Source organism: Virgisporangium aliadipatigenens, from assembly GCF_016863615.1.
Lineage (GTDB): Bacteria > Actinomycetota > Actinomycetes > Mycobacteriales > Micromonosporaceae > Virgisporangium > Virgisporangium aliadipatigenens.
The window spans coordinates 24,841-47,943 of sequence record NZ_BOPF01000035.1 but is presented as its reverse complement, the minus strand read 5'-3'; the positions used below and the strand labels follow the sequence as shown (position 1 = coordinate 47,943).

Genomic DNA, 23,103 nt, shown 5'->3' with positions numbered 1-23,103 from the left:
GCCGATTCGTGAACCGAAGGCCCCGCGGAACCAGTTCCATGCGCGTGAGTACGACGGACGACCGGCGCCTACGCATCCGCCTTCTCGGGCCCCTGCGCGTCACGCGCGCCGGCGCGAACCCGGCCCTCGGTCCCGCACGCCAGCAGGCCGTCCTGGCCGCGCTCGCCGCATGGCCGGATCGGGCGATGCCCCGGGCCGAACTCATCGCGGCCGTCTGGGGGGACGAGCCGCCGCCGAGCGCCGCGGGCAACCTCTACACCTACATCTCGACGTTGCGTCGCAGCCTCACCCCGGATGGTGCGCCCGGCCCCGTTCTCTCCTCGGAGAACGGCACGTACCGGCTGCGGGCGGCGGCCGTGGACGTCGACGCGTGGTGCTTCGAGACGTTCCGCGAGGAAGGGCTCCGGCTACGCGCGGACCGCGACGCCGACGGCGAACGCGCCGCCCTGACCCGCGCGCTCGAACTGTGGCACGGCCCGGAAGCGCTGGACGGCGTCCCGGGACCGGATGCGGCGAACCGCCGGGAACACCTGCGCGAGCTGTACCTGGCCACCGTCGAGCGGCACGCGCAGTTGACGCTCGACCGCGGCCGGGCGGAAGAACTCGTCGAGCCGCTGGGTCGCCTCGTTGCCGCGTACCCCGCGCGGGAGAGCCTGCACGACCTGGCCATGCACGCCCTCGTCCGGGTGGGCCGGCGGGACGAGGCGGTGCTGCTCTACCGGCGGTTGCGCAACCACCTCGCCGCGCACACCGGCGCCCTACCCGCGGCGCCCCTGCGTGACCTGCACGCCGGTCTCGTCGCCGGACACGGACGCGACCCGGCGCTGCCGCCCCGCCATCCCGGGTTCGTCGGGCACACCGCCGAGACCGCCCTGCTCGAACGGGCGCTCGACGACGTGGCCCACGGACGCGGCGCAAGCATCTGGATCGACGGTCCGTCGGGCAGCGGCAAGTCGGCCCTGCTCGCCGAGGGCCTGCGGGGGGCCACCGCGCACGGCTGCCGGGTCGGCTGGGCGGTCGGCGACGAACTGGCCCGGCGGGTCCCGTACGGGCTGATCATCGAGTGCCTGGACGACGGGAACGGGGGGCCGGACGGGCCCGGTCCGCTCCGGGTCGCCGCCCGGGATCCCAACGCCGCGATGACCGTGGTCGACGAGGTCCGCGCGCTGGTGGACGCGCGGTGCGCCGCGGCACCGCTCGTCCTGGTCGCCGACGACCTGCAGTGGGCCGACGACGCGTCGCTGGTGGTGTGGCACGCCCTGCACCGCCTCACCGCGACGCTGCCGCTGCTGCTCGTCGCCGCCAGCCGCCCGTTGCCGACGAGCCGCGAACTGCGACTGCTCCGTCAGGCGCTGATGCGCGGCGGCACCCGGTTCGTCGACGTGCCGCCGCTCTCCGACGAGGTCGCCGGCCGGCTCGTGCGCCACGTGGCGCCCGCGGCGGACGCGCGCACCGTGGCGGAGGTGGTCGACTCGGCCGCCGGCAATGCGCAGCTGCTGCGACACCTCGCGACGCCCGGCGGAGACGACGCGCTGACCGCCGCGGTCCTGCGGCACCTGCACCCGCTCCGCGACGAAACCCGCCACCTGTTGCGGGTGGCCGCCTTCCTCGGCGCCGACTGCCCCGTCGCGGAACTTCCGGTCGTCACCGGCACGCCGGTACCGGCGCTGGTGCCCGCGGCCGAGGAGGCGCTCGCCGCGGGGCTGCTGGTCGAGGACGGCGGGCGGCTGCGGTTTCGCTACCCCGTGATGCGGCGGGTGCTGTACCGCTCGACGCCGACCGCGCTCCGGGTCATGATGCACCGCGACTTCGCCCAGCGGATCGCCGAGAGCGGCGGCAGCGCGGTCCGGGTCGCCGGCCATCTCGCGGCCGGTCCGGTCTCGGTCGACGCCTGGATCGAACGATGGCTGCTCCGGCACGGCGAGGCACTGAGCGCGGCCGCGCCGGATCTGGCCGAGGCGGTGTTCCGCCAGGCGCTGGCGTCGCCGCTGCTGTCCGCGCGGGCCCGGGACCGCATCGGCACGCTGGCCGCCGGCCTGCGGCCCGCACCGCGGGTCACCGCCGCGTGCGCGGGAGCGGATACGTGACCGGGCTGCGGGTGGACGTACTGGGGCCGGTCCGGGCCAGCGTCGGTGCGCGCGAGGTCGCCCTCGGACCGGCTCGCCGACGCGCCCTGTTCGCTCTCCTGGCGGTCAACTCCGACCGGTTCGTCAGCCGCGACGAACTGCTGCACGGGCTCTGGGACGGGACGCCGCCGGAATCCGCGGCCGGCAACATCTACACGTACGTCTCCGGCCTGCGGCGCGCCCTCGGCCGGTGCGGCGCGGCGCTCATCTCCGGCCCGACCGGCTACCGCCTACGGCTCGACGCCGACGCGCTCGACCTGACGCGCTTCGAGCGGCTGTACGAGTGGGCGACGCAGTCGGCCGACGCGGGAGACGGTGCCGGGGCGGTGCGGTGGCTGGACGAGGCGCTGGCGCTCTGGCGCGGAAGCCCGTACGCCAACCTCACCGGCCCCTACGTGGACCTGGACCGCGAACGGCTCGGCCAGCTGCGGCTGGCGATGCTCGTGCGGCGGGCCGACCTGATCCTCGACGCCGGTGGCGCGGACGGGCTGGTCGCCGACCTCACGGCGCTGGTGCAGGCCCATCCACTGCACGAACCGCTGCGCGAGCTGCTGGTGCGCGCGCTGCACCGGGCCGGGCGCGGCGTCGAGGCCCTGGCGGCGTTCCACGCCGCGCGTTCCACCCTGCGCGAGGAACTCGGCGTCGAGCCCGGACCCGCCCTGCGCCGGTTGTACCGGTCGGTCCTGAACGGCCCGCGAGCCCGGCCGGGTCCGCCGGTGGCCGGGCACCCCGCGCGACCGGTCTTCGTGGGCCGCGTCGCCGAGGTCGCGCTGCTGCGCCGGCTCGTCGACGACGCGGTCGCCGGGCGGGGGGCGGCTGTGTGGATCGAGGGTGATCCGGGCATCGGCAAGTCCGAGCTGCTCGCCGTCGCCGGGCGCGACGCCGCGACCCGCTGCCGGGTCACCCTGGGCACCGCCGACGAGTTCAGTCGGTGGAACGGCGTCAGGTGGCACCCCGCGCCCCCGGCCGATCCCCGCGCGGACGAGCCGCAGGTGGTGCTGCTCGACGGTCTCCAGTGGGCCGCCGAGGAGACACTCCTGGGCTGGGAACGTCTCGTGCGACAGGCCGGGCATCTGCCGCTGCTGCTCGTCGCCGCCACCCGTCCCGACCCGAACCACCACCACCTGGCCCGGTTGCGGCACGCGGTGCAGCGCAACGACGGTCACCTGCTCGCGCTCTCGCCGCTGCCCACCCGCGACATCGAACGCATCATCGGCGCGCCGCTCGGCGCGCTGCCCGCCGCCGCGGTGCGGGTGCTGGCGGTGCGCGCCGGGGGCAATCCGCTCTACGCGCGGGAACTGGCCGCCGACGCGCTGCGGCGTGGTGCCGTGCCGGTGGTCGACGGGCGCGCCGGTGCGGGTCGGTACGACGCGGCACCGCCCGCGCTGCTCACCGCCGTGCGGGCCGGGCTGGACGTGCTCGGCGAGGACACGCTCGGCGTGCTGCGCTTCGCGGCCCTGCTGGACGCGCGCTTCACGGCCGGTGCGGTGGGTGCCGTCGCCGGACTGCCGGCGGTGACCGTTCTGGCTCACCTGCACGAGGCCATGGCCGCGAACGTCGTCGTCGACCGCGGGCCGCAGTACACGTTCCGGCACCCGTTCCTGCGTCAGGCGTTGCGCTGCGGGGTGCCGGCGGCGTTGCAGCCGATGCTGCGGCGCTACGCCGAACGGTCGAATCGTTCCGCGGTCGGGCTCGCGCTCCCCGGCTGACCGGCCGAGTGCCTCAGATCATGCCCGCGCGCAGCGCGTACGCCACCGCGTGCGAACGGTTGCGCAGCTTCAAGCGCCCGGTGAGGCCGTAGAAGATGTTCTTCACGGTGCGTTCGGAGTAGCACAGTTCGCCGGCGATCTCGTTGGTGTCGAGGCCCTCCGCCATCAGGCGCAGCACGTCGATCTCCCGGGCGGTCAGGCCGGAGGAGGTGAGATTGTTCGGCGCGAGCACGTCCCGTTGGAGCCGTTCGATGTGCTTGAGTAGTTCGCCGACGAGGTTGGGCGGCATGACGCCCCCGCCCGACGCGGCGGCGAGCACGCTGTGCGCGAGACGTTCGGCTGTCGCGAGCTGGCGCGGCAGGACGGCGACGACCCGGCACTCCACGGCGGTGAGCAGTTCCTGTTCGGTGATCTCGGTGGTGATGAGCACGACCGGCGCGCCGATTTCGACCGCGCACCGCCGCAGCACCGCCACCACGTCGACCGAGAGCCGCTCGACCGCGCAGACGAACACGGTGGCGCGGGCCCGGTCGGCCTCCGGCAACAGCACGACGTCGGGCCGCTGCCGCAGATGGCCCGCAAGCCCCGCGTGGGTCAACGGATCCGGTGCGTGCAGGGCGATCCGAATCTGTTCCACCGTCACCTCCGGCCGATCGGTACGTGCCCGGACAGTATCGGCGGCCGCCCTTCACCGAATCTTGTGACGATCTACATCCATGTACATCAATGTGGATTTACCTCGATCGCACCCATGTGCTCCCGGGCCAGCCGCGCCGCATTGGTGCCGGCGGCGTGAATCGCCTCCACGATCGCGGCCTGCAGACGCGTCACGTCCGGCTCCGCGAGGATCCGGGGATCGACCCGGACGGCGTGGACCCGGCCCATCCCGTTGGCCACGACCGTGACCGCGCCGTCGGCCGAGCGGCCCACCACCACCGCGGCCGACAGGTCGCGCTGGGCGCTTCGCAGGCGATCCTCGACCGCCCGGCCGTGCGCCATGAACTCGTCGAAGGTCGGCATCCGCGCCATCGACACCCTCCCGTCAGCCGACAGCCGCAAGGCCGCCGAAGCGCGACTCCGCGGCCCGGTCCGTCCGTTCCGCGAGCCCGTCGACGTCGGCCGGCGCGAGCGTGCGCGACGCGGCCGCCCGGGCCAGTTCCCGGGCGAACTGGTGCGCCGCCCGCACGGTCCGCGCGGGCAGGCGGCCGATCAGCGCGGCGATCGCCTCGTGCACCTCGTCGGGCACGTCGTGGCCCCGGCGCCGCAGGTGCCGCACCGCGATCTCGGCCAGTTCCCCGTCGGTGTACGACGGCATCGTCCAACACCGGCCGAACACCTCGGCGGCCTTCGGCACCGCCGTTCGCAGCCGGGCCAGTGCCGTCTCCTCGGCGATCAACACGACCACGGGATCACCGGCGGCCGCGCGGACCGCCTCGGCCAGCGCCTCCATGGCCTCGTGTTCGGCGCCGGCGCCGCCGTCGGCGTAGTCGACCAGCAATACGCCGCCCTCCGCGTCGCGCATTGCGGCGGCGACGAGACTGCGCGCCTGGCCCGGCCACTGCGGCGCGAGATCCCGCCGCGTGTCGACCCGCACCACCTGACCGATCGGAACGAGTCCCAGTTCGGACAGGGCCGCCGCGTAGTGCCGGGCGAACTCGGCGCGACCGCTGCCGGCCGGCCCGCCGATCCACGCGTGGGCGTGCGTGCCGAACGACCGCCGCCGGGCCCACAGTTCGCACAGCCGCACCAGCGTCCCGCCGACGTCGTCCCGCGCCGACGCGACGCCGACCAGCGAGCAGAGCCGCTGCCAGCTGCGCGACGCGTGGACCGCCCCGGTCGGATCCGACGCGGCGTCAGGGCGGTCCCGCGGCGGCAACGGCAGTTCCTCCAGCAGCGCAAGCTCCGGCGCCAGGTCGGCCGCGTCGAGCCGGTTGAGCTCGGTGTCCTTGCTCGGTGGTGCGGCCGCCAACCGCGACGCCTGGTTGTTGACCATCGCCTCGAACAGCGTGCGGGCCACCCGGCCGTTGCCGAACGTGGCGTTGCGCGGCACCCGTTCGAAGTAGGTGTGCAACGCGTGCCACGCGTCGTCGGTGAGCTCGTAGTAGTGCTTGTGGCAGAGGTTCGAGGTGATGGTGACCAGTTCCTCGACGGAGTAGTTGGGGAACTCCACCGTCCGCGTGAAGCGGGAGGCGAGACCCGGGTTGGAGGCGAGGAAGCGCTCCATCAGCTCCGAGTAGCCGGCCACGATGACCACCAGTTCGTCACGGTGGTCCTCCATCACCTTCATCAGCGCGTCGATGGCCTCCTGGCCGAAGTCCGGGCCGGCGCCGCCCGTGCCGGCCGCCAGCGTGTACGCCTCGTCGATGAACAGCACGCCGCCGAGCGCCTTGGTGACCAGTTCGGTGGTCTTGATCGCCGTCGAACCGATGTACTGGCCGACCAGGTCGGCCCGCGCCGCCTCGATCATGTGCCCGCTGGCGAGCACACCCAGTTCCTTCAGCACCGACCCGTACAACCGCGCCACCGTCGTCTTGCCGGTACCCGGCGGACCCGCGAAGACAAGGTGCCGGCTCAGCGGCGGCATCGGCAGGCCCATCCGGGACCGCACCTGGGACATCTTGATCAGGTTCACCAGCGCGGTCACCTCCCGTTTCACGCTCCGCAGACCGATGAGGCCGTGCAGTTCGCGCAGCGGCGCGCTCAAGTCGTCCCCCGGCGGCTCCTCCACCGTCTCCACGCGTCGCGCCCGCTCGGCCGGAACGGACGGCTGCCCCCCGCCCGCGTCGAGCGCCTCCACGGTCAGCCGCACCGCGGCACCGCGCCGCACGTCCTCGGTGCCGCTGCCGCGCACCCGGCACCGCACCAGCGACACGGGCTCGTCGGTGTCCACGTTGACGCCGGCCGCGCCGCTGTCGAGGACCTCGCAGTCGACGAACGCGCCGCGGGCGCCCCGTTCCAACGAGACGCCATGCCGGCCGCAGCCACGCACCCGCAAATGGGTCGCGGTGACCGAGCCCCCGCTCACCGACAGGCCGTCGACGGACGCCGACACGATCTCGCTGTCCCGCAGCCGCACGTCGGCACCGACCGCCACCAGCCCGTCCCGTAGCACGGCCGAGCGCAGGTCCAGGTCGGACCCTTCGGTGAGCCGCACCGCACCGAGCCGCGCGTCCCGGACGGCACCCCGCCCGCCTTCGATCGCCAGCCCGACGCCGCCTTCCACGACCAGGTCCGAGCCCTCCACCGAGGCACCGCCGGTCACCAGCACGCCCGCACCCCGGGTGACCTCCGCCCGCAGCTTCCGGAACGTCATGGCCGCCGCACCCCCGACCACCGCCACGTGGCCACCGGTCCCGCGCACCGTCACGCCGACGAGCGCGGGCCGGCTCTCGCCGTCCACCACCAGTCCGATCGGAACGTCGGTGAACTCGCAGTCGGTGAAGACCGGGGCCGACCCGCCGGTCACCTGGGCAGCCGTGTGGCCGGCGCCGAGGAAGACGCAGCGGGTGAACTCGGGAACGGCCCCGTCGGCCACGTGCACCGACTGGAGAGCGGCCCCGATGAAGGTCGAGTCGCTGAACCGCACGTCCGCCCCGCCGCGCACGAACACGTCGACGTTCGCGCTGTCGCGCACGGACAGGCCGCTCAGCCGGGCGTACGCGCGCTGCTCGACGACCAGGGCCGGTTTCGCCGCACCGGTGATCGCGCAGCGCTCCAGCACCAGGCGGGCGTCGCCGCCGGCGCACACGCTGTTGGCGCCCGAACCGGAGACCTCGCACCGGCGCACGGTGAGCACGCCGCGTTCGCCCACCACGATGCCGGAGGTGCCCACGTCGCGGACCACGGTGTCCTCCACCGTGCTCGACGCCTCCGACAGCACGACGATGCCGGCACCCACCGGATTGGCGACCGCGCAGCCGCGCAACGCCAGCGAGCCGCGCAGCCGCGCCAGCAGCGCCACCCACGCCGCGCCCGTCACGCGGCAGTCGTCCAGCGCCGCCTCGCCCGCGTACACGTCGACCGCCGCGACGTCCGGGTCCGCGCTCGACAGGGCGATGCCGCGCACCTGCGCGCCCTCGCCCCGCACCACGAGGACGCTCCCCTCCTCGGTGTGCACCTCGACCGGACCGTCGGGCGCCGCGCTCACCGTCACCCGGTTGCCCAGCACCAGCTGTTCGCAATAGCGGCCGGGGTGGACGGTGATCGTCGCGCCGTCCTCGGCGTGGGCCAGCGCGGCACCGATGGTCGGGAACGAACCCTGCCGGCCGTCACCGACCACGAGCAGTTGCGGACTCATGCCGTCGCCCTCCGCGCTGTCGCGCACCCCGCCGCGATCACGACGGTGTCCTGTCGATGAGGCCCGGCAGGAGGCGGAACCGGCCGCGGGCCGCGGGCCCGGTGCGTTCGACCGCCTCCTCGGCGTCCCACCGCGCGATGCCGCGCCGCATCGACGTCACCGCCAGCTCGTCGAGGGCGACCCGGTCGGGATCGACCCGGCCGCTGTCGTCGATCTCGTTCGTGCCGATCTCGCGCATCAGAACGGTGCCGCGCGCCGCACCGGCCGGTTCCCGCAGCTCCAAGATCTTGAAGTTGGTCCCGGGCAGGAACAGCACCCGGTCCCGCACACCCGCCGCGTCGTCCGGCTCGAGCAACGCGGTGCGACGCGCGGTCATCGACCAGATCAGCACGTCGGTGTCGCCCTCCAGGGCCGCGCACGGTCGCGTCAGGGCGTTGATGAAACCCCAGTCGGTCACCACGCGGCGCCCCCGGAAGAGCCGCCATTGGGCGCCCGACGGAGACGTGCGGTACACACCGGCGCCCCGGAACGACGGCAACCGCGACAGCCCGGACACCGCGCACCGGGCGAGCGGCACGTGCGGGCCGATCCGCCCCGCGCGCAGGCCGCCGTCGACTCCCGGTCCACGGTCGGTGAGGTACAGCCGCAGGGCGACGGCGTCGGTGAGCACGTCGTCGGCGGAAAGCCCGGGGGCCTGCAGGCCCGGGTGCTCCGACATGAGACGCGAGACCGAGCTGGCCAGCACGTCGAACTCCCGACTCAACCGGCGACGCAACCACGCGCGTTCCTCCGTCAGGGCGCGGCCGGGCAGGATCGCGGCCGCGCCGCCGCGCGGAACCGGCTGCACCGCCGCCTCCGCCTCGGCACGCGACGCGGGTCCGTCCCCGTCGGCCGACGGGGTGGAACCGGCCGGTGCCGGATCCGGGCCGTTCTCCCCGGAGGTCCGGGCGGGGGTGGACCACGGGCCCACCCGGGGCGCGGACGGGGCGACCGGCGCCGCGACGACGACGTCGACCGGCCGGACCACCTCCGCCGCCGGGGCTGGCACGGGCGGCGGGTCGGCCGACGGCGCGGGCGGCAGGGCACCCGGCGGGTCGGGCGGCAGGGCGGCAGGCGGCTCGCCGTCGGGTTCCGATGCCGGCGCCGCGAGAACCGGGACGGCCACCGTGGGGGCCTCGGCCCAGGCCGGCGTCGTGGCCGGAGCCGCCGCCGGAGTGGGCGCGCCACCGGCCGTCGGACCGGAGCCGCCCCCGACGTCCCCGTCGGAATCGGCCCGCGGCCCCACCGCGCCGTGGTGTCCGGCGGGCGGCAGCAGCGCCGCCGGCCACGGTACGTCCGCCGGGCCGCCCGGGTCGTAGCCGAGCGACGGACCGATCACCGGTGCCGGCACCACCGGGGACGACGCCGGTTCCGCGGCGTCCGGCGGGATGTCGCCGTCGACCGGCGCCACGGCCGCGGACCGCACCGTCGGTTCGGCCACGTCCGCGACCGCCTCCGCACGCCCGGTCCCGCGCAGCGGCGGCGCCAGCACCGACGCCGGCACCAGCACGGCGCCCGTCTCGAACCCGCTCACCCGGGCCGCCAGGTCGGCCGCGAGTTCACGCATGCGCTCGGGCCCGGCCCGCCCGGAGTCGTCGTAGACGATCGTGCCGTGTCGCGGGTCGGCGGCCGCGCCGCGGATCCGTTCGGCGTCGCGCGGCTCCGCCGGCGTGCGCACCCAGAGGCCGGCCTGCACCACCTCGACGACCGCGTCCGGCGCGAACCAGAAGACCCGCTCGGCCGTCTCGTCCAGCGCCCGCAACGGCACGCGGTAGCTCAGCACCACGGGGCGCAGGGGCCGTGCCGTCGGATGCTGGCGCGGCGCGTAGCCGAGTTCGCGGGCGAAGGGCGACCAGCCCAACATGCCGTCCGGGAGCACGGTGCGGATCACCGGATCACGCGTCCCGCCGACCGGCACGCCGGTGTAGCAGGCGACGTTCGCGCCGAGCAGGTCGGCGAGCGCCTGCCCCACGGCATCGCCCTCGGGCACCCGGACGTCGCCGTAGCACACGAAGCGCACCCGGTGCCGCACCTCCGGTTCCAGCCCGCGCCAGAAGCGCACCACGTCGTCGAGCGACAGCGCCACGGTGCCGGGACAGCCCAGCAGCACGGTCAGCACGTCGCGTTGCGGATGCAGCCGAGCGGTCACCCGCTCGCGGTGCGCGTCCACCACGTCGGGCCTGCGGGTGTCGTGGATCCACACGCCGGCCGGCAGCGGCTCGATCTCCGCGGTCGCGCTGGACGGCCTCGGGTCCACGGCCACGTGGTCCCACACCGGTGCCGGGTAGCGTTTGGCGTCCCACACCGCCGGCTGCCCCGGCCGGAACCGCAGCCACCCGCCGCCGGGCGCGGATCGCACGAACAGCTGACCCGTGTGGCCGCGCACCAGATCACCGTCCGGAGCGATGACCGTGCGGTTCAGGCGTTCGGACAACCACCGCGCCGCCAGGGGTGCCGAGCCGCCGGCCGTGCCGACGACCACCAGCCGCAGCCCGCGCCGCCGGCGGCGCGGCAGGTGCCACGCCATCGCGTCCCAGGCGCCGTGCGGCACCGCGTCACCGAAATCGAGCACCACCACGTCGTTGTCGGGGTCCTCGTTCACGTCCAGGGCGAGCGCCTGCGCCCGGGCGCTGATGCCGTCGTCGGCGTGCAGGACGACGGCGTTGCCCACCGTGCGCCGCGCGATGCCGGTCGGGCGCTCGCCCACGCGGAAGAGGTTCCGGATGCCCGTCGCCACGTTGACCTAACCCCTCTGCGGGGCGAGCGCGGCCCCACGGCTGAGCACCGCGCCCGCCGGCAGCGTCGCCAGCAGACTTTTCGGGAACGGCACCGGCGCGACCCCGTCGAGCTTGAGCGCCGCGGCGGACCCGCCGTCCGCGACGGTGTACGCGACCCCGGCGTCGGAGACGTACGAGATCACCGGTGCGCCGGCGCCCTCGTGCGGCACCGGCACCACCACCATCGCGGTGCCCGGTGCGGCGAGCACCGACGCCTTGCCGGCACCGTCCACACCGGACAGTTCGCGTGGTGTGAAGGCCACCGCACCCGACAGTTCCCGCGCCGACCGGGGCCCCTGGCGCAGGCACGGCACCAGCTCCCCGGCGGGCTGCCACCGCAGCGCCGCCAGCTCCGGCAGGCGTTCGGTCAGCGAACGATCGGCCGACCTCGGCGCCGACACGAGAGCGGACAGGTCCAGGTCGACCGGTTGCCCCGCCGCCACCGCCGACGCGAAGAGGAACTCGGTGGGACTCATCGGCGCCAGACCGTCGGCGCGCAGCACGAAGAACTGCTCATCGCCCCGTCGGAACAGCGTTCCCACCGGATAGGAACGCCCCGCCACGGACGGCCCGCCGGAACCGGCGCGCGGGATGTCCGCCGGCGCCAGCGGTGGCCCCTCGGGCAGCAGGTCCAGCCACCGCCGGGGAGCGGCGATCGGCCGCGCCGTGTCGACACCGAGCGCCACCAGAACGGCGGGGGAATCGACCCGGAAGCGCCGCCCCGTCGCGAGCACGTGGTCCTCACCGGCCGGCCCGCGCACCACGGTGAACCGGTCGGCGGCCAGCGGCACCGCCGGCGCCCGCGGGTCGAGGTTGATCCCGAGCGCCTCGCCCGGGTTGTCGGCGACCGCACCCGGCAGGCACACCAGCCACGGCCCTGCGGAGAGCCGGTCGGTCTGCACCGACTGCGGCGCTCCCGCGATGCCGAGTTCCACGCCGCGCGGCACGCCCTTGAGCGAGGCCCGCGAGATCGGTTTCACCGTGGCGCCGGTGCCCTGGATCAGCAGCGCCGACGTCAGGTTCGGGGTCGGGTGCAGCAGGCCGGAGAGGTACACGTAACGCACGCCGGTCTCCTTTTCCACCAGGATCACGCCCCGCTGCGCGAAGGCGCGGCTGCCGCCCGGAACGATCCAGCCGTAGACGGCGAAGCCGGCCAGCACCAGCACCGCGACGAGCAGCCCGGACCAGAGGCCGGTGAGCGCACGCCGTCCGGGGATCTCCGCCCGCGTGGCGTCCCCCTCGATCAACGCCGAGCTGAGCCGTCCCACCATGAACTGGTGGGCGTGCACATGGTCACGTTGGGTCTGCACCGGTCACCTACCCGAACAGCCCGCGGGCCCACGCGTAGAGCCCGAGCGCCTGCGCCAGGATCGGCAGAACCGCCGCCCCGCACGCCACGTCGAAGAACGTCGCGGTGTACTCCCAGATCGGCAGCATCCGCCGCGGCCAGGGCCGCAACGCGGCGAGCACCAGCGGCACGATCGACGCCACGAGCGTCAGCAGCAGCAGGTAGTACCAGCCGGTCGACAGCGTTCCGGAGAGGCGTCCGACCAGCATCAGCACGCCGGCTGTCCCGGCCGCGACGAGTGCCGTGCGCTGCCACAGGCCGAGGAACGTGCGCGCGCTCAACAGCAACCCGCAGCAGACGACGGACACGAGGGCCGGGCCCGACCAGTTCGGCACCCGGAGGGTGTGCACGAACAGCACCGGCAGCACGAACGCCGCCGCCGCCAGGGTCGCCGTGACGTAGGTGTCGGCGTCGTCCGTGCGCGCGCGTACCGACTCCGATTCGGTCGGTTCGATGTCGTAGGACATCTCCGCGCCGGTGCGTGGCAGCTGCGGCCCGCGCAGCCCGGACAGCTTCACCGCCATGCGCGGGGCGAGCACCGCCCCCAGGTAGATCACCGCCACCGTGACGGCGGCGACCTCCGGCTGCGACATCCCCGACACCGGCGGCACCGACGACACCACGCCGACCACGGCCGCGCCCAGCAGCAGCGTCGACAGCGGCAGCGCCGGAAGCACCCGCGCGACGGTGCGCTGGGCCAGCAACAGCACCGCACAGACCGCCACGACCGCGACGGCCGCGGCGATCACGGCGGGCCTGGTGACCGCCGTGGCACCCGGATCGCCGTCGACGGCACTCCACGCGCCGACCGCGGCGAAGAACGCCGCCGCCGTGGCGAACAGCAGCGCCAGTGCCCCGTCCGGGTGCCGGCGTGCGCTCACCAGCGTCGCGACCAGGAATCCGACGGTCAGCACACCGCAGCCGAGGACCTGCGCCGGCACGGTCTGGCGATCGACCAGCACCCCGGCGATCGCCCCGACGCACACCGCCGACAGCGCCAGGAACAGCACCCGGCGGTACTCCGGCCGCCACCGGTCCGCGCGCCGGTTGACGTGCGTGGCGATGCCCTCGGCGAGGTCGTCGAAGTCCAGTTCGGGCAACGGGTTCTCGGCGGGGCGCAGGTGCAGTTGCTCGCCCTCCAGCCAGTCCAGGCTCTCCGGGGTGCCTGTCGGCGCGAACGGCTCCTGTCCCAGCCGCTGCAGTACCCAGGACCGTTGTTCGGTGGCGTTCGCCTCGGGCCGGCGCGCCGGATCGCTCGTGTGGCGCAGCAGCGCCGGCAGCAGTTCGGCCACCGGAACGGTCACCGGCACCACCAGGTCGGCCCGGCGATCCGGTCCGATGACCGTGACCCGGCACAGCCGGTCGTTCAGCGCGGCGCTCATCGGTGTGCCCCGGCCGTGACGAACCCGGTCTGCATGAGCCGCACGCCGCGTCGCGTCACCAACTGTGCCCGCCCTGGCGGCAGCATGCGCGGCGGCGCCTCGCCCAGGAACCGGCCCTCCTCCTTCGGATACGACAGCAGCGCGGCCGGCGAACCGAGTTCCCACATCCGGCGGATGACCGGATCCATCATGGCCCGCATCGCGCCGGACGTGCTGCGCGCGACGATGACGTGCAGTCCGATGGAGACGCCCTGGGCCAGCAACGGCAGCAACGGATCCAGCGTCGAGCCGAGACCGCCGGAGCGGGTCATGAGGTCGTAGTCGTCGACCACCACGAACAGTTCCGGCCCCTCCCACCAGTCCCGGCGGCGCATGCGTTCCGAGGAGATGCTCGCGTCCGGCACCCGCCTGTTCATCGACACCGACGTCTGCCCGGCCAGTTCGTGCAGCTTGTCGGCGGTGAACGCGAAACCGGCCTGATACCCGGCCCCGATGGCGGTGTCGAGATCGCGCCGCGTGTCGCCGAGCACCACCTTGGCGCCGTCGGGGCCGTAACGGCGCTGGATCGCCCGCAGCACCAGCCGCAGCAGGTTCGTCTTGCCGGTCTCGTTGTCGCCGAAGACCAGCAGGTGCGGGTGCACCGCGAAGTCGTGCCACACCGGCGCGAGCCGCTGCTCGTCGAGACCGATCGCCACCCGGAACTCCGGCGCCGGGTCGGGCAGCTGCTCGACCGGCAGGAGAGCGGGCAGCAGCCGCACCGGCGGCGCCACGGGCCCCGGCCAGAACGTCCCGACCTCTTCCACCATCGACTTCGTCGCCTCGGCCAGGTCCTCCACCCGCGAGTCACCGTCCATCCGGGGCAGTGCGCCGAGAAAATGCAATCCGTCCACGAGGCCGCGACCGGGCTGGTGCGGCACCGTGGCCGCCTTGCGCGAGCCGTGCTCGGACTCCATCGCGTCGCCGAGGCGCAGCTCCAACCGGGTGCCCAACAGGTCGCGCAGCCAGGTGCGCAGCTCCGACCACCGGGTCGCCGTGACGATCACGTGGATGCCGAAGGAGAGTCCGCGCGAGACGAGTTCCTGGATCCTCGGTTCGAGGTCGGCGAAGTCCTGCTTCATCGTGTACCAGCCGTCGGCGACCAGGAAGACGTGTCCGTGCCGGTCCTCGACGCGGCCGTCGGCGACCGCCTGGAAATAGCTCGCCATCGACTCCAGTCCGTGCGCCGCGAACTGCGCCTCCCGGTGTTCCATAACCTGGCGGATCTCCTCGATGGTGCGCACCACGCGGTCGCGTTCCATCCGGGTCGCGACCGAGCCGACGTGCGGCAGGCCCGCGATCGAGGCGAGGCCGCCGCCACCGAAATCCAGTCCGTAGAACTGGACCTCGCGCGGCGTGTGCGTCAACGCCAGCGCCAGCACCAGGCAACGCAGCAGCGTCGACTTCCCGCTCTGCGGCCCCCCGGCGATCCCCACATGGCCGTCGGCACCGGACAGGTCGACGACGAGCAGTTCCCGCGACTGGTCCTGGGGACGGTCGACTATGCCCACCGGGACCCGCAACCCGCCGCGGACGCCGGGATCGACCACGGTCATGCCGCGCGCCGGGTCCGGCACCACGCTCGGCAACAGCGAGTCGAGACTCGGCGGCGTCGACAGCGGCGGCAACCAGACCTGACGCGCCGGCGGCCCGGATCCGGCCAGCCGGTCGATCAGCACCTCGACGAGCGTCGGCCCGTCCGTCTCGACGGCCTCCGGCGCGTCGTCCGCATCGGTGTCGACCGGCCCGGCCCGCCCGGCGTCCCGGACAGCGCCGACCCGCCCCGTCGTGAACGGCACCACCTCGGCCGGCTGCCCCACCTGCGCCGCGGGCGCGTCACCGGGGGCGCGCACGCCGGCGTACGGCCCCGAGACGTAGGCACCCCGGAAGCGCACCAGATTCGTGGTGTCGAGCTTCAGGTACCCGTTGCCGGGCTCGGCGGGCAGCTCGTACGCGTGGCCGACCCCGATCACCGCCCGCGACTCCATCGACGAGAACGTCCGCAGCGCCAACCGGTACGACAGGTGCCCCTCGACCCGGTTGATCCGGCCCTCGTCCAGGCGTTGCGAGGCGAGCAGCAGGTGCACGCCGAGCGAACGGCCGAGCCGCCCGATCGACACGAACAGGTCCATGAACTCGGGCTTGCTCGACAGCAGTTCGCTGAACTCGTCGACGATGATCACGAGCACCGGGAACGGCACCAGCCGGGCACCGCCCGCGCGCGCCTTCTCGTAGTCGAACAGCGACGCGTACCCGCTCGCCCGCAGCATCTCCTGCCGCCGGATCATCTCGCCGTTGAGCGCGTCCTGCATGCGGTCGACCAACGGCAGTTCGTCGGCGAGGTTGGTGATGACCGCCGAGGTGTGCGGGAGGCGCTCCATGCCCAGAAAGCTCGCTCCGCCCTTGAAGTCGACCAGCACCAGGTTGAGGATCTCCGAGCTGTGCGTGGCCGCGAGCGCGCAGACGAGCGTGCGCAGGAGTTCGGACTTGCCGGAGCCGGTCGCCCCGATCAGCAGCCCGTGCGGTCCCATGCCGCCCTGCGCCGACTCCTTGAGGTCGATCTCGATGACCTCGCCGTCCTCGGTCACCCCGATCGGCACCGCGAGCCGGTTGCGCTGTGGCTGGCGCACCCGCCACAGGGCGGCCACGTCGAAGGTGTGCGCGTCGCGGATACCCAGCAACGTCGTCAGTTCGAAGCTCGTCGACAGCGGCTCCTCGACGACCTCCAGGATCCCGCTGGTGCGCTTCGGCGCGATGATTCTGGCCAACGCCGCGCACCCCGTCGCGTCGAGACCGTCGCGCCGCACCGATCCCACCCCTTCTCCCGCGGGGAACTCCACCGAGTCGGCACCGACCGTCAACCGCAGCACCTTCGGGCCACCCGGCATCTCGCCGGTCAGGTCGATCAGCACCACATTGCGGATCCCGGCCCCGAGCAGTCGCGAACCGTCCGGCACGACGGCCGCGTACGCCACGATCACGACGAACGGCTCGGTCGCGGAGGCGCGGGCGTTCCGGTCATGGTCCCCGCGGTCGGTGATCTCCGGCCCGAGCAGGTCCATCAGCGCGTCGTGCGTGTCGGCGAAGAGGCGGACCGCACCCGCGCCGTCGCACGCCGTCGGGTGGGCGTTGTGCGGTAACCACTTGACCCACTCCCACGGGTCGCGGTGCCGGGGTGGGGACAGCACCGCGACCCGCAGTTCATCCGGCGCGTGGAACGTCACCAGGTGCGCCACCACGGCCCGCGCCAGGTCGACGGCCGGCCCGGCGGCGCCCTCGAACTCGACGCTGGTGAAGGCGCTCAGCCCCACCGACGTCGGCACGGCCGCCACCGTGCGGTACGCCTCCGAGAAACGCCGCAACGATATGGACGCCAGCGGCTCCAGATCCTCGATCGGTTTCGTCGACGGAGGGATGAACCGCAGCATCGCGTCCTGCCGGCCAAGGCCGATGCGCGCCCGCCCGAAGTCGTCGTGGCTCGGCCGGCGTTCCCACAGCCGGCCGCTCATCGCCACCGACCACAACCAGTCCGGCTGGGGGTTGTTCCACAGCACGAACTCCCGCTGCTCGTCCGCCGCGGCGCGGGCCTGCTTGCGCAGCTGCGCGATGTAGCGCAGGAAGTCCCGGCGTTCGCCGCGCATCTTCCGCTTGCGTTCGGCGGCCGCCCGACCGATCTGCATCACACCCATGAGCAGCATGCCGACGGCCATCGCGCCACCCATCACGTACATGATCGGCGCACGGCTGTAGAGGCCGAACATCGCCAGCATGGACCCCATGCCGAGGCCCATCGGCACGACCATCGCGAAGGAACGGAAGTCGAGCGGCGCCTCCTCCGCCATCAGCGGAGGCTCCTGCAGTTCGACGGTGCCCTCCGGGGCCGGTGGACCGGAGGCGCGTGCGGGTCGCTTCACGACGACGGTGCTCACGGGGCGCCCCACGCCGACTGTTCCTGCCGGAGCAACCGGACGGCGTAGCGGTCGTTGCGCGCGCGGTCGGCGGCCTCGACGTCGTCCTCGTCGTCGGGCTCCGGCCGGCGCGCGGCGGGTCGCCGTTGGCCGCCGGCGGCCTTCTGCGGCGGCTCGCCCGCGAACAGGCGCTCCCGTTCCCGCCGGCGCCGCAACTCCCGCTGCCGCTCCTGCTCGGGTGTCTCGTCGAGGTCGCCGCCACAGCGCTTGGGTGCGGCCGGTTCGTCGGGCGTGGCCGGGCCCTCCTGGCGGCGCCACACGCGGCGGGCCGGCACGTCGTCGACGGTCATCGCTCAGCCTCCGCCGCGGCCGGACCGGCGTCAGCGGTCAGCCGTTCCGCATCGGTCACGTCGTCCCAGGCGGAGGTGTCGACGCGCTCGTCCGGCCGCAGCACCGGCACGCGTACGTCACCGGGCGGCGGCTGCACCACGGCCGGCGGGTACCGCCACGCGGCCGCCTCCTCGTGCAGCGGTTCGGCCGCGTCGGGGCGTTCGACCGGATCCCGATCCTCGACCGCGGGCCGCACCGCGGCCGTGCCGATGACGGCCGCCCCCGCGACGGTGAACGTGCCCGGCGCCGGGACGTCATCGCCGGCCGCGGACGCCGGTACCCGGCGCGGTCCGGGACTGCCGCCGACGGCCGGAGCGGGCGGCGGCCCGGGGAGGAACGCCACGTCGCCGGTGGCCGGGGCGGGCGGCTCCGACGGGGCCTCGACCGGCCGCAACCCCGCAAGGCCGCCACCACCCGCGAACGCACCGGTGGGCGCCTCCGGCAGGTATGCCTCGTCCGCTCCGGAGAACCAGTCCGACCCGTCGCCGTCGAGCAGTCCGTTGGCGTCCGGCGCCTCCGGCGGGGCCGCGGCGTTGCCGCCGCCGGGCGCGCCAGGGCTGCCCGGCATACCCGGCATCATCGGCCCACCGACCGCCGGCACGCCGCCGCGCAGCTCCGATGCGACCGGAGAATCGACGACGGGCGGTCGCAGCCCGTCCAGGCCGCTGCCGCCGGCGAGCGCGCCGCCGGGTGCGTCGGGCGCGCCGAAGCCGCCGCCCGCGCCGGTGACCCAGTTGTCCTCGTCGCCGTCGAGCAGTCCGTTGGCATCGGGCGCGTCCGGCAGCCCCGAGCCGCTTCCGACGCCGGGCGCACCGGGGCTGCCCGGCATACCCGGCATCATCGGCGGCGCAACGCCCGCGCCCGGAGTTGCCGAGCCCGGAGTTCCCGAGCCCGGAGTTCCGGCACCCGGAGTCCCCGCGCCGGGCAGGCCGGAACCGGGCAGGCCGAGCCCGAGGCCCGGGCCGCTTCCGACGCCGGCACCGGGAGCCTCCGGCTTCGGCACGACGGGCCGGTTGACCCCGCTGCCGAGACCGGTCCCGCTGCCTCCGGCACTGCCCGGAAGCGGCGGGACCACCGGCGGCACGAACCCACCCGACCCCGTCCCGCCCCCCGCGCCCGTGGGCGGCGGGATCACCGGCGGCACGACGTCGGCACCGCCGGCAGAACCGAAACCGGGCGGGAGGTCCCCCGGCGTCGGGACGTCGGTGTCGAGGCCCGGCGGTGGCACCGACCCGAGGTCGAGGTCCGGCGCCGGAACCGGCCCGGGACCGGCGCCCGGCGGTGGAACCGGTGGCGGCGACGGGACGGGTGGTGGCGCTGTCGGTGGGGGCGGCGGCGGTGCGGGCTGCGGCGTGGTCGTGCCCGGGGGCGGCGGTGGCAGCACGTCGTTCAGGTCGATCGCATACCTCGGTGCGAGTGTCGAGACGACGTCCATCATCTGATTCGCCATCGGCTTCTCGTACTCGGTGCCGCTGATCGACACCATGCCGTTCTCGCCACCGACGTGGTTCTGGCTGGCGATCGCGGCCCAGCCGGTGTCGATCGTGTACATCGCGGTCTGCGCCCAGTGCAGGACCTGCGCCGCGCCGTACAACCGGTTCGGCACCGAGTGGGGTCCGTGCGTTCCCCCCGACCCGTCGGAGATCGCCTCCGCCTGCCGCTCGAGATACTTGCCGAAATGGGTCACGTGATCGAGGAAGGCGTTCGCCGCGTCTCCCTGCCACGCCCTGCCCTCACCGGCGATGGCCGCCGAGTGCACGCGCAGGAAGTTCCCGATCCAGGTCAGCACGTTGAACGCCTCCTGGAAGGCCGCCGACGCCTCCAGCAACGACGCCGCGTTGACCCGCGCGTGGGCGAGGTCGTGCCCCGGCTTGGTCGCGACGGCCGCCCCGCCGTTCACGGATGCGAGGATCAGACGCCAACCGCGGGACTCCGCGGCCCACTGGACGTAGTCGTCGCGTGGTTGGACGTCCGGGATCAGCGGACAGAAAGTGGCGCCGGGCTCGGTCGCGTTCTGCCAATTCTTCCACTCAACCATGCCGGGAACCTTCCGCGAGTGTCACAACCGTCGTCACCGCACCGCATGTCGGGCTCAGGCCGGGCCCTTGTCCAGCCGGTCGTAGCGGCCGTGGGTGTCGAGAGCCTTGATCTGTGACCAGGTCTCGTTCATCACCCCGTCGAGGTCCGCGGTCGTCATCGCGTTGAACTCCTCGGCGGTGTCGTACAACCTGATCACCTCGTACAGGCCCGCGTGCATCGACAGGAGCGTGTGGCGCACCGTCTCCAGCAGTGCGGCCACGTCCTTGCTCATGCCGGCGTTCACGTCGGCGGCCTCGCCCTTCGTGCCGACTAGCTTGCGACGAAATTCCTCCGCCACCGCGAAACCACCTGGGCGTGGATTGATCCCGCCGAGTCGTCTAATCGCCGCACCGATGACTCCCTCTCCGTTGGGTGGGACGATCGCCTCCAGGTGGGACGCGAAATACTTCAGCGCGGCCGTGCTGACGGCCAGGTCGCGCCCGCTGTTGTCGCCACCGGGGTACACGGCGAGGTTCAGATCGACGACATCCGGTTTCGGGACGCCGGTGCCGTCGAACGTGACGTAGTCCGCGCCGAACCTGTACGCGGAGTATTCGATCGCCTTGTACGAGGGGAAGTACCGGTCGAACAGCGCATGCCACTTCGCTTTGGGCTGCACATCGGTGGCCCACCAGTCGTAGACGGCGAGTTCCTCCGCGTTGAACCTGCCGCGGTCCAATGCGGTGGTTCCGCCGCCGACGTGCCGGAAACCGGTCTGGAACATCATGTGCAGCGTCGTGCTCGTCCAGTCGCTTCCCGCCTTTCCGATCGCCGCGTCGTGCTGGGCGAGAATGCCCAGCAGCCCGGCGGATTCCAGCGACGGGACCTCGCGTTGCGGAGTGGTGCTCATCCGGGAGTCCTACTCGGGTAGGTCGACAGGAGGGAACGGCCACCGCGCCGGGGTCGACGCGGCGACCGCCGGAGGGAATCAACCACCCCGGATGTCGTTCCAGATCTTCGCGGCCAACTGCTCGTTGCTGCCGTAGTTGTCCGAGATCTGCAGCAACGCCACACGCGCCGCCTCGAGATGAGCGGTCATCTCGGTCGCCTTGGCGTTCCACACCTTCTTGGAGATCTTGTACTGTTCACGGGCCTCGCCGGTCCACTGCTCGAGGCTCTTCTCGACGGCGATCTCCATGCGATGCAACGTCGACTTGATGTCACCGTTGATCTTGTTCATGTCGTAGAGCGTCGCGTCGGCCTGATTGAAGTCGAAGGTAAAGTCGGACATGCCAGAACCCTCTCGGCTGTCGGCTCAGATGCCCGGCAGGGCCTGGGCGAAGGACTGCGCGGTGTTGGCGGCCTCGTCCTCGGCCGCGATGTAGCCCTGGGTGGTCGCGCCCATGACCGCCAGCATGTGCACCAGTTCGTTGATGACGCCCAGGAACGACGCCTCCCAGTTGTCCATCGCCTGGTTGAAGCCCTTCGAGGCCCGGCCGGTCCAGGACGCCTGGAGCATCGCCATCTGGGTGTTGACCGCCCGCAGGGAACCGGTGAACTCGGTAACCGTGTCGTCGAAGTGTCTGGCGGCCTGCTGCATGCCGACTTCGACGGTGGAGATGTTCGCAAGTGTCACAGTCGTTCCTCACGTTGGTCGGCGATGACCAACAGAGTCTCGGGGTGAGGTGGCCGTCCGAGGGAGACCCTCCGCGCCGTGACTGCCCGAACATCGGCCCAGAAATGCACGCGTTCGCCCTCGCCCGCCCGTCGCACGCACGTCCGGGCAGACCGGCTGCACGTGCGCACCCGAGAAGGCCTTTCGCTCTTTGCGCCGGAGCACCACGGTTCTTGACTCGGCGTACGACGGGAGGAGCGGCGAGGCATGGACGTGAGCCATATCGAACAACTCTTCGAGGAGTACCAGCGCCAGCGCACCGGCTTCACCGAACTGCACACGAGGATGCGCGCGCTGTCGGCCACCGCGACGTCGGCCCGGCGGGAGGTCAGCGTGACCGTGGGCCAGAACGGCGTCCTGACGGACGTCCAATTCCCCACCGGGGCGCACCGGCGCCTGCCTCCGGCCGACCTCGCCAGGCTGGTCCTGGAGACCTACAACACGGCCAAGGAGGACGTGTTCGAACAGGCGGCGTCGATCCTGGCACCCGTGGTGCCCACGGGGGTGGACGTCCACGCGCTGGTGCGCGGGACCGCGGGGGCCGACGCATTCATGCCGAAGGAGCCACGGATCCCCACCAGCGTGCGGGAACTGCTCGGAAGAACCGCATAGGCCGATGCACCCGTACCTCGGCCGTCTCCAGGTCGAACCCGAGGGTGTCATCGCCGTCGGCAACGCCTACGCCCTGGACAGCGAACGCTACGCCGGATACGCCGACGAGCTGGACCTCATCGTCTCCCGCCACGGCAGGAGTTGGGGCACCGACGAGACGGGCACGCAGTTCTCCGAGCGGTTCCTCCAGGGCACCGAACAGATCAACGGACTCGTCCGGGGTGTGCAGGGACGGGTCGGCTACGCCGCGACGGGCCTGCGCGAGAGCGGCCGATGCTACCTGCAGGTCGAGGACGACGCGGTCGAGTTCACCCGCGCGCTGAACGGTCTACCGGCGGGGTCGGGACAGGCCGCCGAGGCACGGATGTTCCGCATCGCCGAACGCATGGCGCCGGCCACGGTGGCACCGATCCCGTTCGAACGGGTGCCCGAGGAGGTTCGCGCGCCGACGTCGCCGCTCATGTCGTTCAGCGTGGAGTTCGGGCTCGACGAGGCCCGTCTCAACGGTGTGCCGGTGGGCGACGGGTACCGCCTGCTCGCGCTGAAGCCGTTCCCCGACGGAACCGTCACCCTGGACGTCAACCGGTTCGACGTCGTCGCACCGGTCGCGCCGGCCACGGCGATCACCACGGCGACCGGGAATCCGATCGACACTGACGGCTTGGTCCTCTTCGTCGTGAACCCGGCGGCGGGTGTCGACCCGACCGTACCGGGCTACGAGCCGCTGCCCATGACGTACGAGGCGGGAACGGGCGACCGCCAACCCACCGTCGCGACCTGACGCC

General features: G+C 73.4%; 16 protein-coding genes. 4 read left to right on the top strand and 12 right to left on the bottom strand.

All coding sequences use genetic code 11. From position 1 onward, the window contains the following. The first annotated feature begins 44 nt into the window (after nucleotides 1-44). Together Val02_RS36040 and Val02_RS36035 are read left to right on the top strand one after the other, a co-directional pair. On the top strand, nucleotides 45-2,087 hold the full coding sequence (locus Val02_RS36040; protein WP_203903787.1) for an ATP-binding protein: 2,043 nt from the start codon (nucleotides 45-47) through the stop codon (nucleotides 2,085-2,087). Further along, nucleotides 2,084-3,835 (top strand): ATP-binding protein, encoded by a 1,752-nt coding sequence (locus tag Val02_RS36035; RefSeq protein ID WP_203903786.1) that lies wholly within the window; start codon nucleotides 2,084-2,086, stop codon nucleotides 3,833-3,835. Before Val02_RS36040 ends, Val02_RS36035 begins: the two co-directional genes overlap by 4 nt. A gap of 13 nt (nucleotides 3,836-3,848) precedes the next feature. Here Val02_RS36035 and Val02_RS36030 read toward each other — a convergent pair whose 3' ends face one another. From Val02_RS36030 to Val02_RS35975, 12 genes are all read right to left on the bottom strand, one after another. Then, nucleotides 3,849-4,472 (bottom strand): helix-turn-helix transcriptional regulator, encoded by a 624-nt coding sequence (locus Val02_RS36030; protein WP_203903785.1) that lies wholly within the window; start codon nucleotides 4,470-4,472, stop codon nucleotides 3,849-3,851. A gap of 86 nt (nucleotides 4,473-4,558) precedes the next feature. Beyond that, nucleotides 4,559-4,864: a YbaB/EbfC family nucleoid-associated protein gene (locus tag Val02_RS36025; RefSeq protein WP_239153599.1), complete on the bottom strand. Its 306-nt coding sequence runs from the start codon at nucleotides 4,862-4,864 to the stop codon at nucleotides 4,559-4,561. A 13-nt stretch (nucleotides 4,865-4,877) separates the two neighbouring features. Further along, the gene (locus Val02_RS36020; RefSeq protein ID WP_203903784.1) at nucleotides 4,878-8,132 is read right to left on the bottom strand and encodes a right-handed parallel beta-helix repeat-containing protein; all 3,255 of its coding nucleotides are present in this window, start codon (nucleotides 8,130-8,132) and stop codon (nucleotides 4,878-4,880) included. 37 nt (nucleotides 8,133-8,169) lie between these two features. Continuing rightward, a complete protein-coding gene (locus Val02_RS36015; protein ID WP_203903783.1) occupies nucleotides 8,170-10,908 on the bottom strand; it encodes a hypothetical protein in 2,739 nt (912 codons plus the stop codon). 6 nt (nucleotides 10,909-10,914) lie between these two features. Next, the gene (gene eccB / locus Val02_RS36010; protein ID WP_203903782.1) at nucleotides 10,915-12,258 is read right to left on the bottom strand and encodes a type VII secretion protein EccB; all 1,344 of its coding nucleotides are present in this window, start codon (nucleotides 12,256-12,258) and stop codon (nucleotides 10,915-10,917) included. A gap of 7 nt (nucleotides 12,259-12,265) precedes the next feature. Next, nucleotides 12,266-13,678: a type VII secretion integral membrane protein EccD gene (gene eccD / locus Val02_RS36005; RefSeq protein ID WP_203903781.1), complete on the bottom strand. Its 1,413-nt coding sequence runs from the start codon at nucleotides 13,676-13,678 to the stop codon at nucleotides 12,266-12,268. Continuing rightward, nucleotides 13,675-17,643, bottom strand: coding sequence for a type VII secretion protein EccCa (gene eccCa / locus Val02_RS36000; protein ID WP_203903780.1), 3,969 nt, complete (start codon nucleotides 17,641-17,643; stop codon nucleotides 13,675-13,677). The genes eccD and eccCa overlap by 4 nt, the downstream gene beginning before the upstream one ends. Next, nucleotides 17,640-17,972, bottom strand: a complete 333-nt coding sequence (locus Val02_RS35995; protein WP_203903779.1) for a hypothetical protein — start codon at nucleotides 17,970-17,972, stop codon at nucleotides 17,640-17,642. The genes eccCa and Val02_RS35995 overlap by 4 nt, the downstream gene beginning before the upstream one ends. Continuing rightward, on the bottom strand, nucleotides 17,969-20,050 hold the full coding sequence (locus Val02_RS35990; RefSeq protein ID WP_203903778.1) for a hypothetical protein: 2,082 nt from the start codon (nucleotides 20,048-20,050) through the stop codon (nucleotides 17,969-17,971). The genes Val02_RS35995 and Val02_RS35990 overlap by 4 nt, the downstream gene beginning before the upstream one ends. Nucleotides 20,051-20,104: 54 nt before the next feature. Next, nucleotides 20,105-20,941, bottom strand: coding sequence for a hypothetical protein (locus Val02_RS35985; protein ID WP_203903777.1), 837 nt, complete (start codon nucleotides 20,939-20,941; stop codon nucleotides 20,105-20,107). 78 nt (nucleotides 20,942-21,019) lie between these two features. Beyond that, entirely contained in the window at nucleotides 21,020-21,322 is a 303-nt protein-coding gene (locus Val02_RS35980; protein ID WP_203903776.1) for a WXG100 family type VII secretion target, read from the bottom strand. A 24-nt stretch (nucleotides 21,323-21,346) separates the two neighbouring features. Further along, nucleotides 21,347-21,667, bottom strand: coding sequence for a WXG100 family type VII secretion target (locus Val02_RS35975; protein ID WP_239153598.1), 321 nt, complete (start codon nucleotides 21,665-21,667; stop codon nucleotides 21,347-21,349). A 246-nt stretch (nucleotides 21,668-21,913) separates the two neighbouring features. On the opposite strand from Val02_RS35975, the gene Val02_RS35970 reads away from it, so the two are divergent. Continuing rightward, a complete protein-coding gene (locus Val02_RS35970; RefSeq protein WP_203903775.1) occupies nucleotides 21,914-22,318 on the top strand; it encodes a YbaB/EbfC family nucleoid-associated protein in 405 nt (134 codons plus the stop codon). 4 nt (nucleotides 22,319-22,322) lie between these two features. Further along, nucleotides 22,323-23,099 carry a hypothetical protein gene (locus Val02_RS35965; RefSeq protein WP_203903774.1) on the top strand — a complete coding sequence of 259 codons (777 nt, stop codon included), beginning with the start codon at nucleotides 22,323-22,325 and terminating at the stop codon, nucleotides 23,097-23,099. The last annotated feature ends 4 nt before the right edge of the window (nucleotides 23,100-23,103 follow it).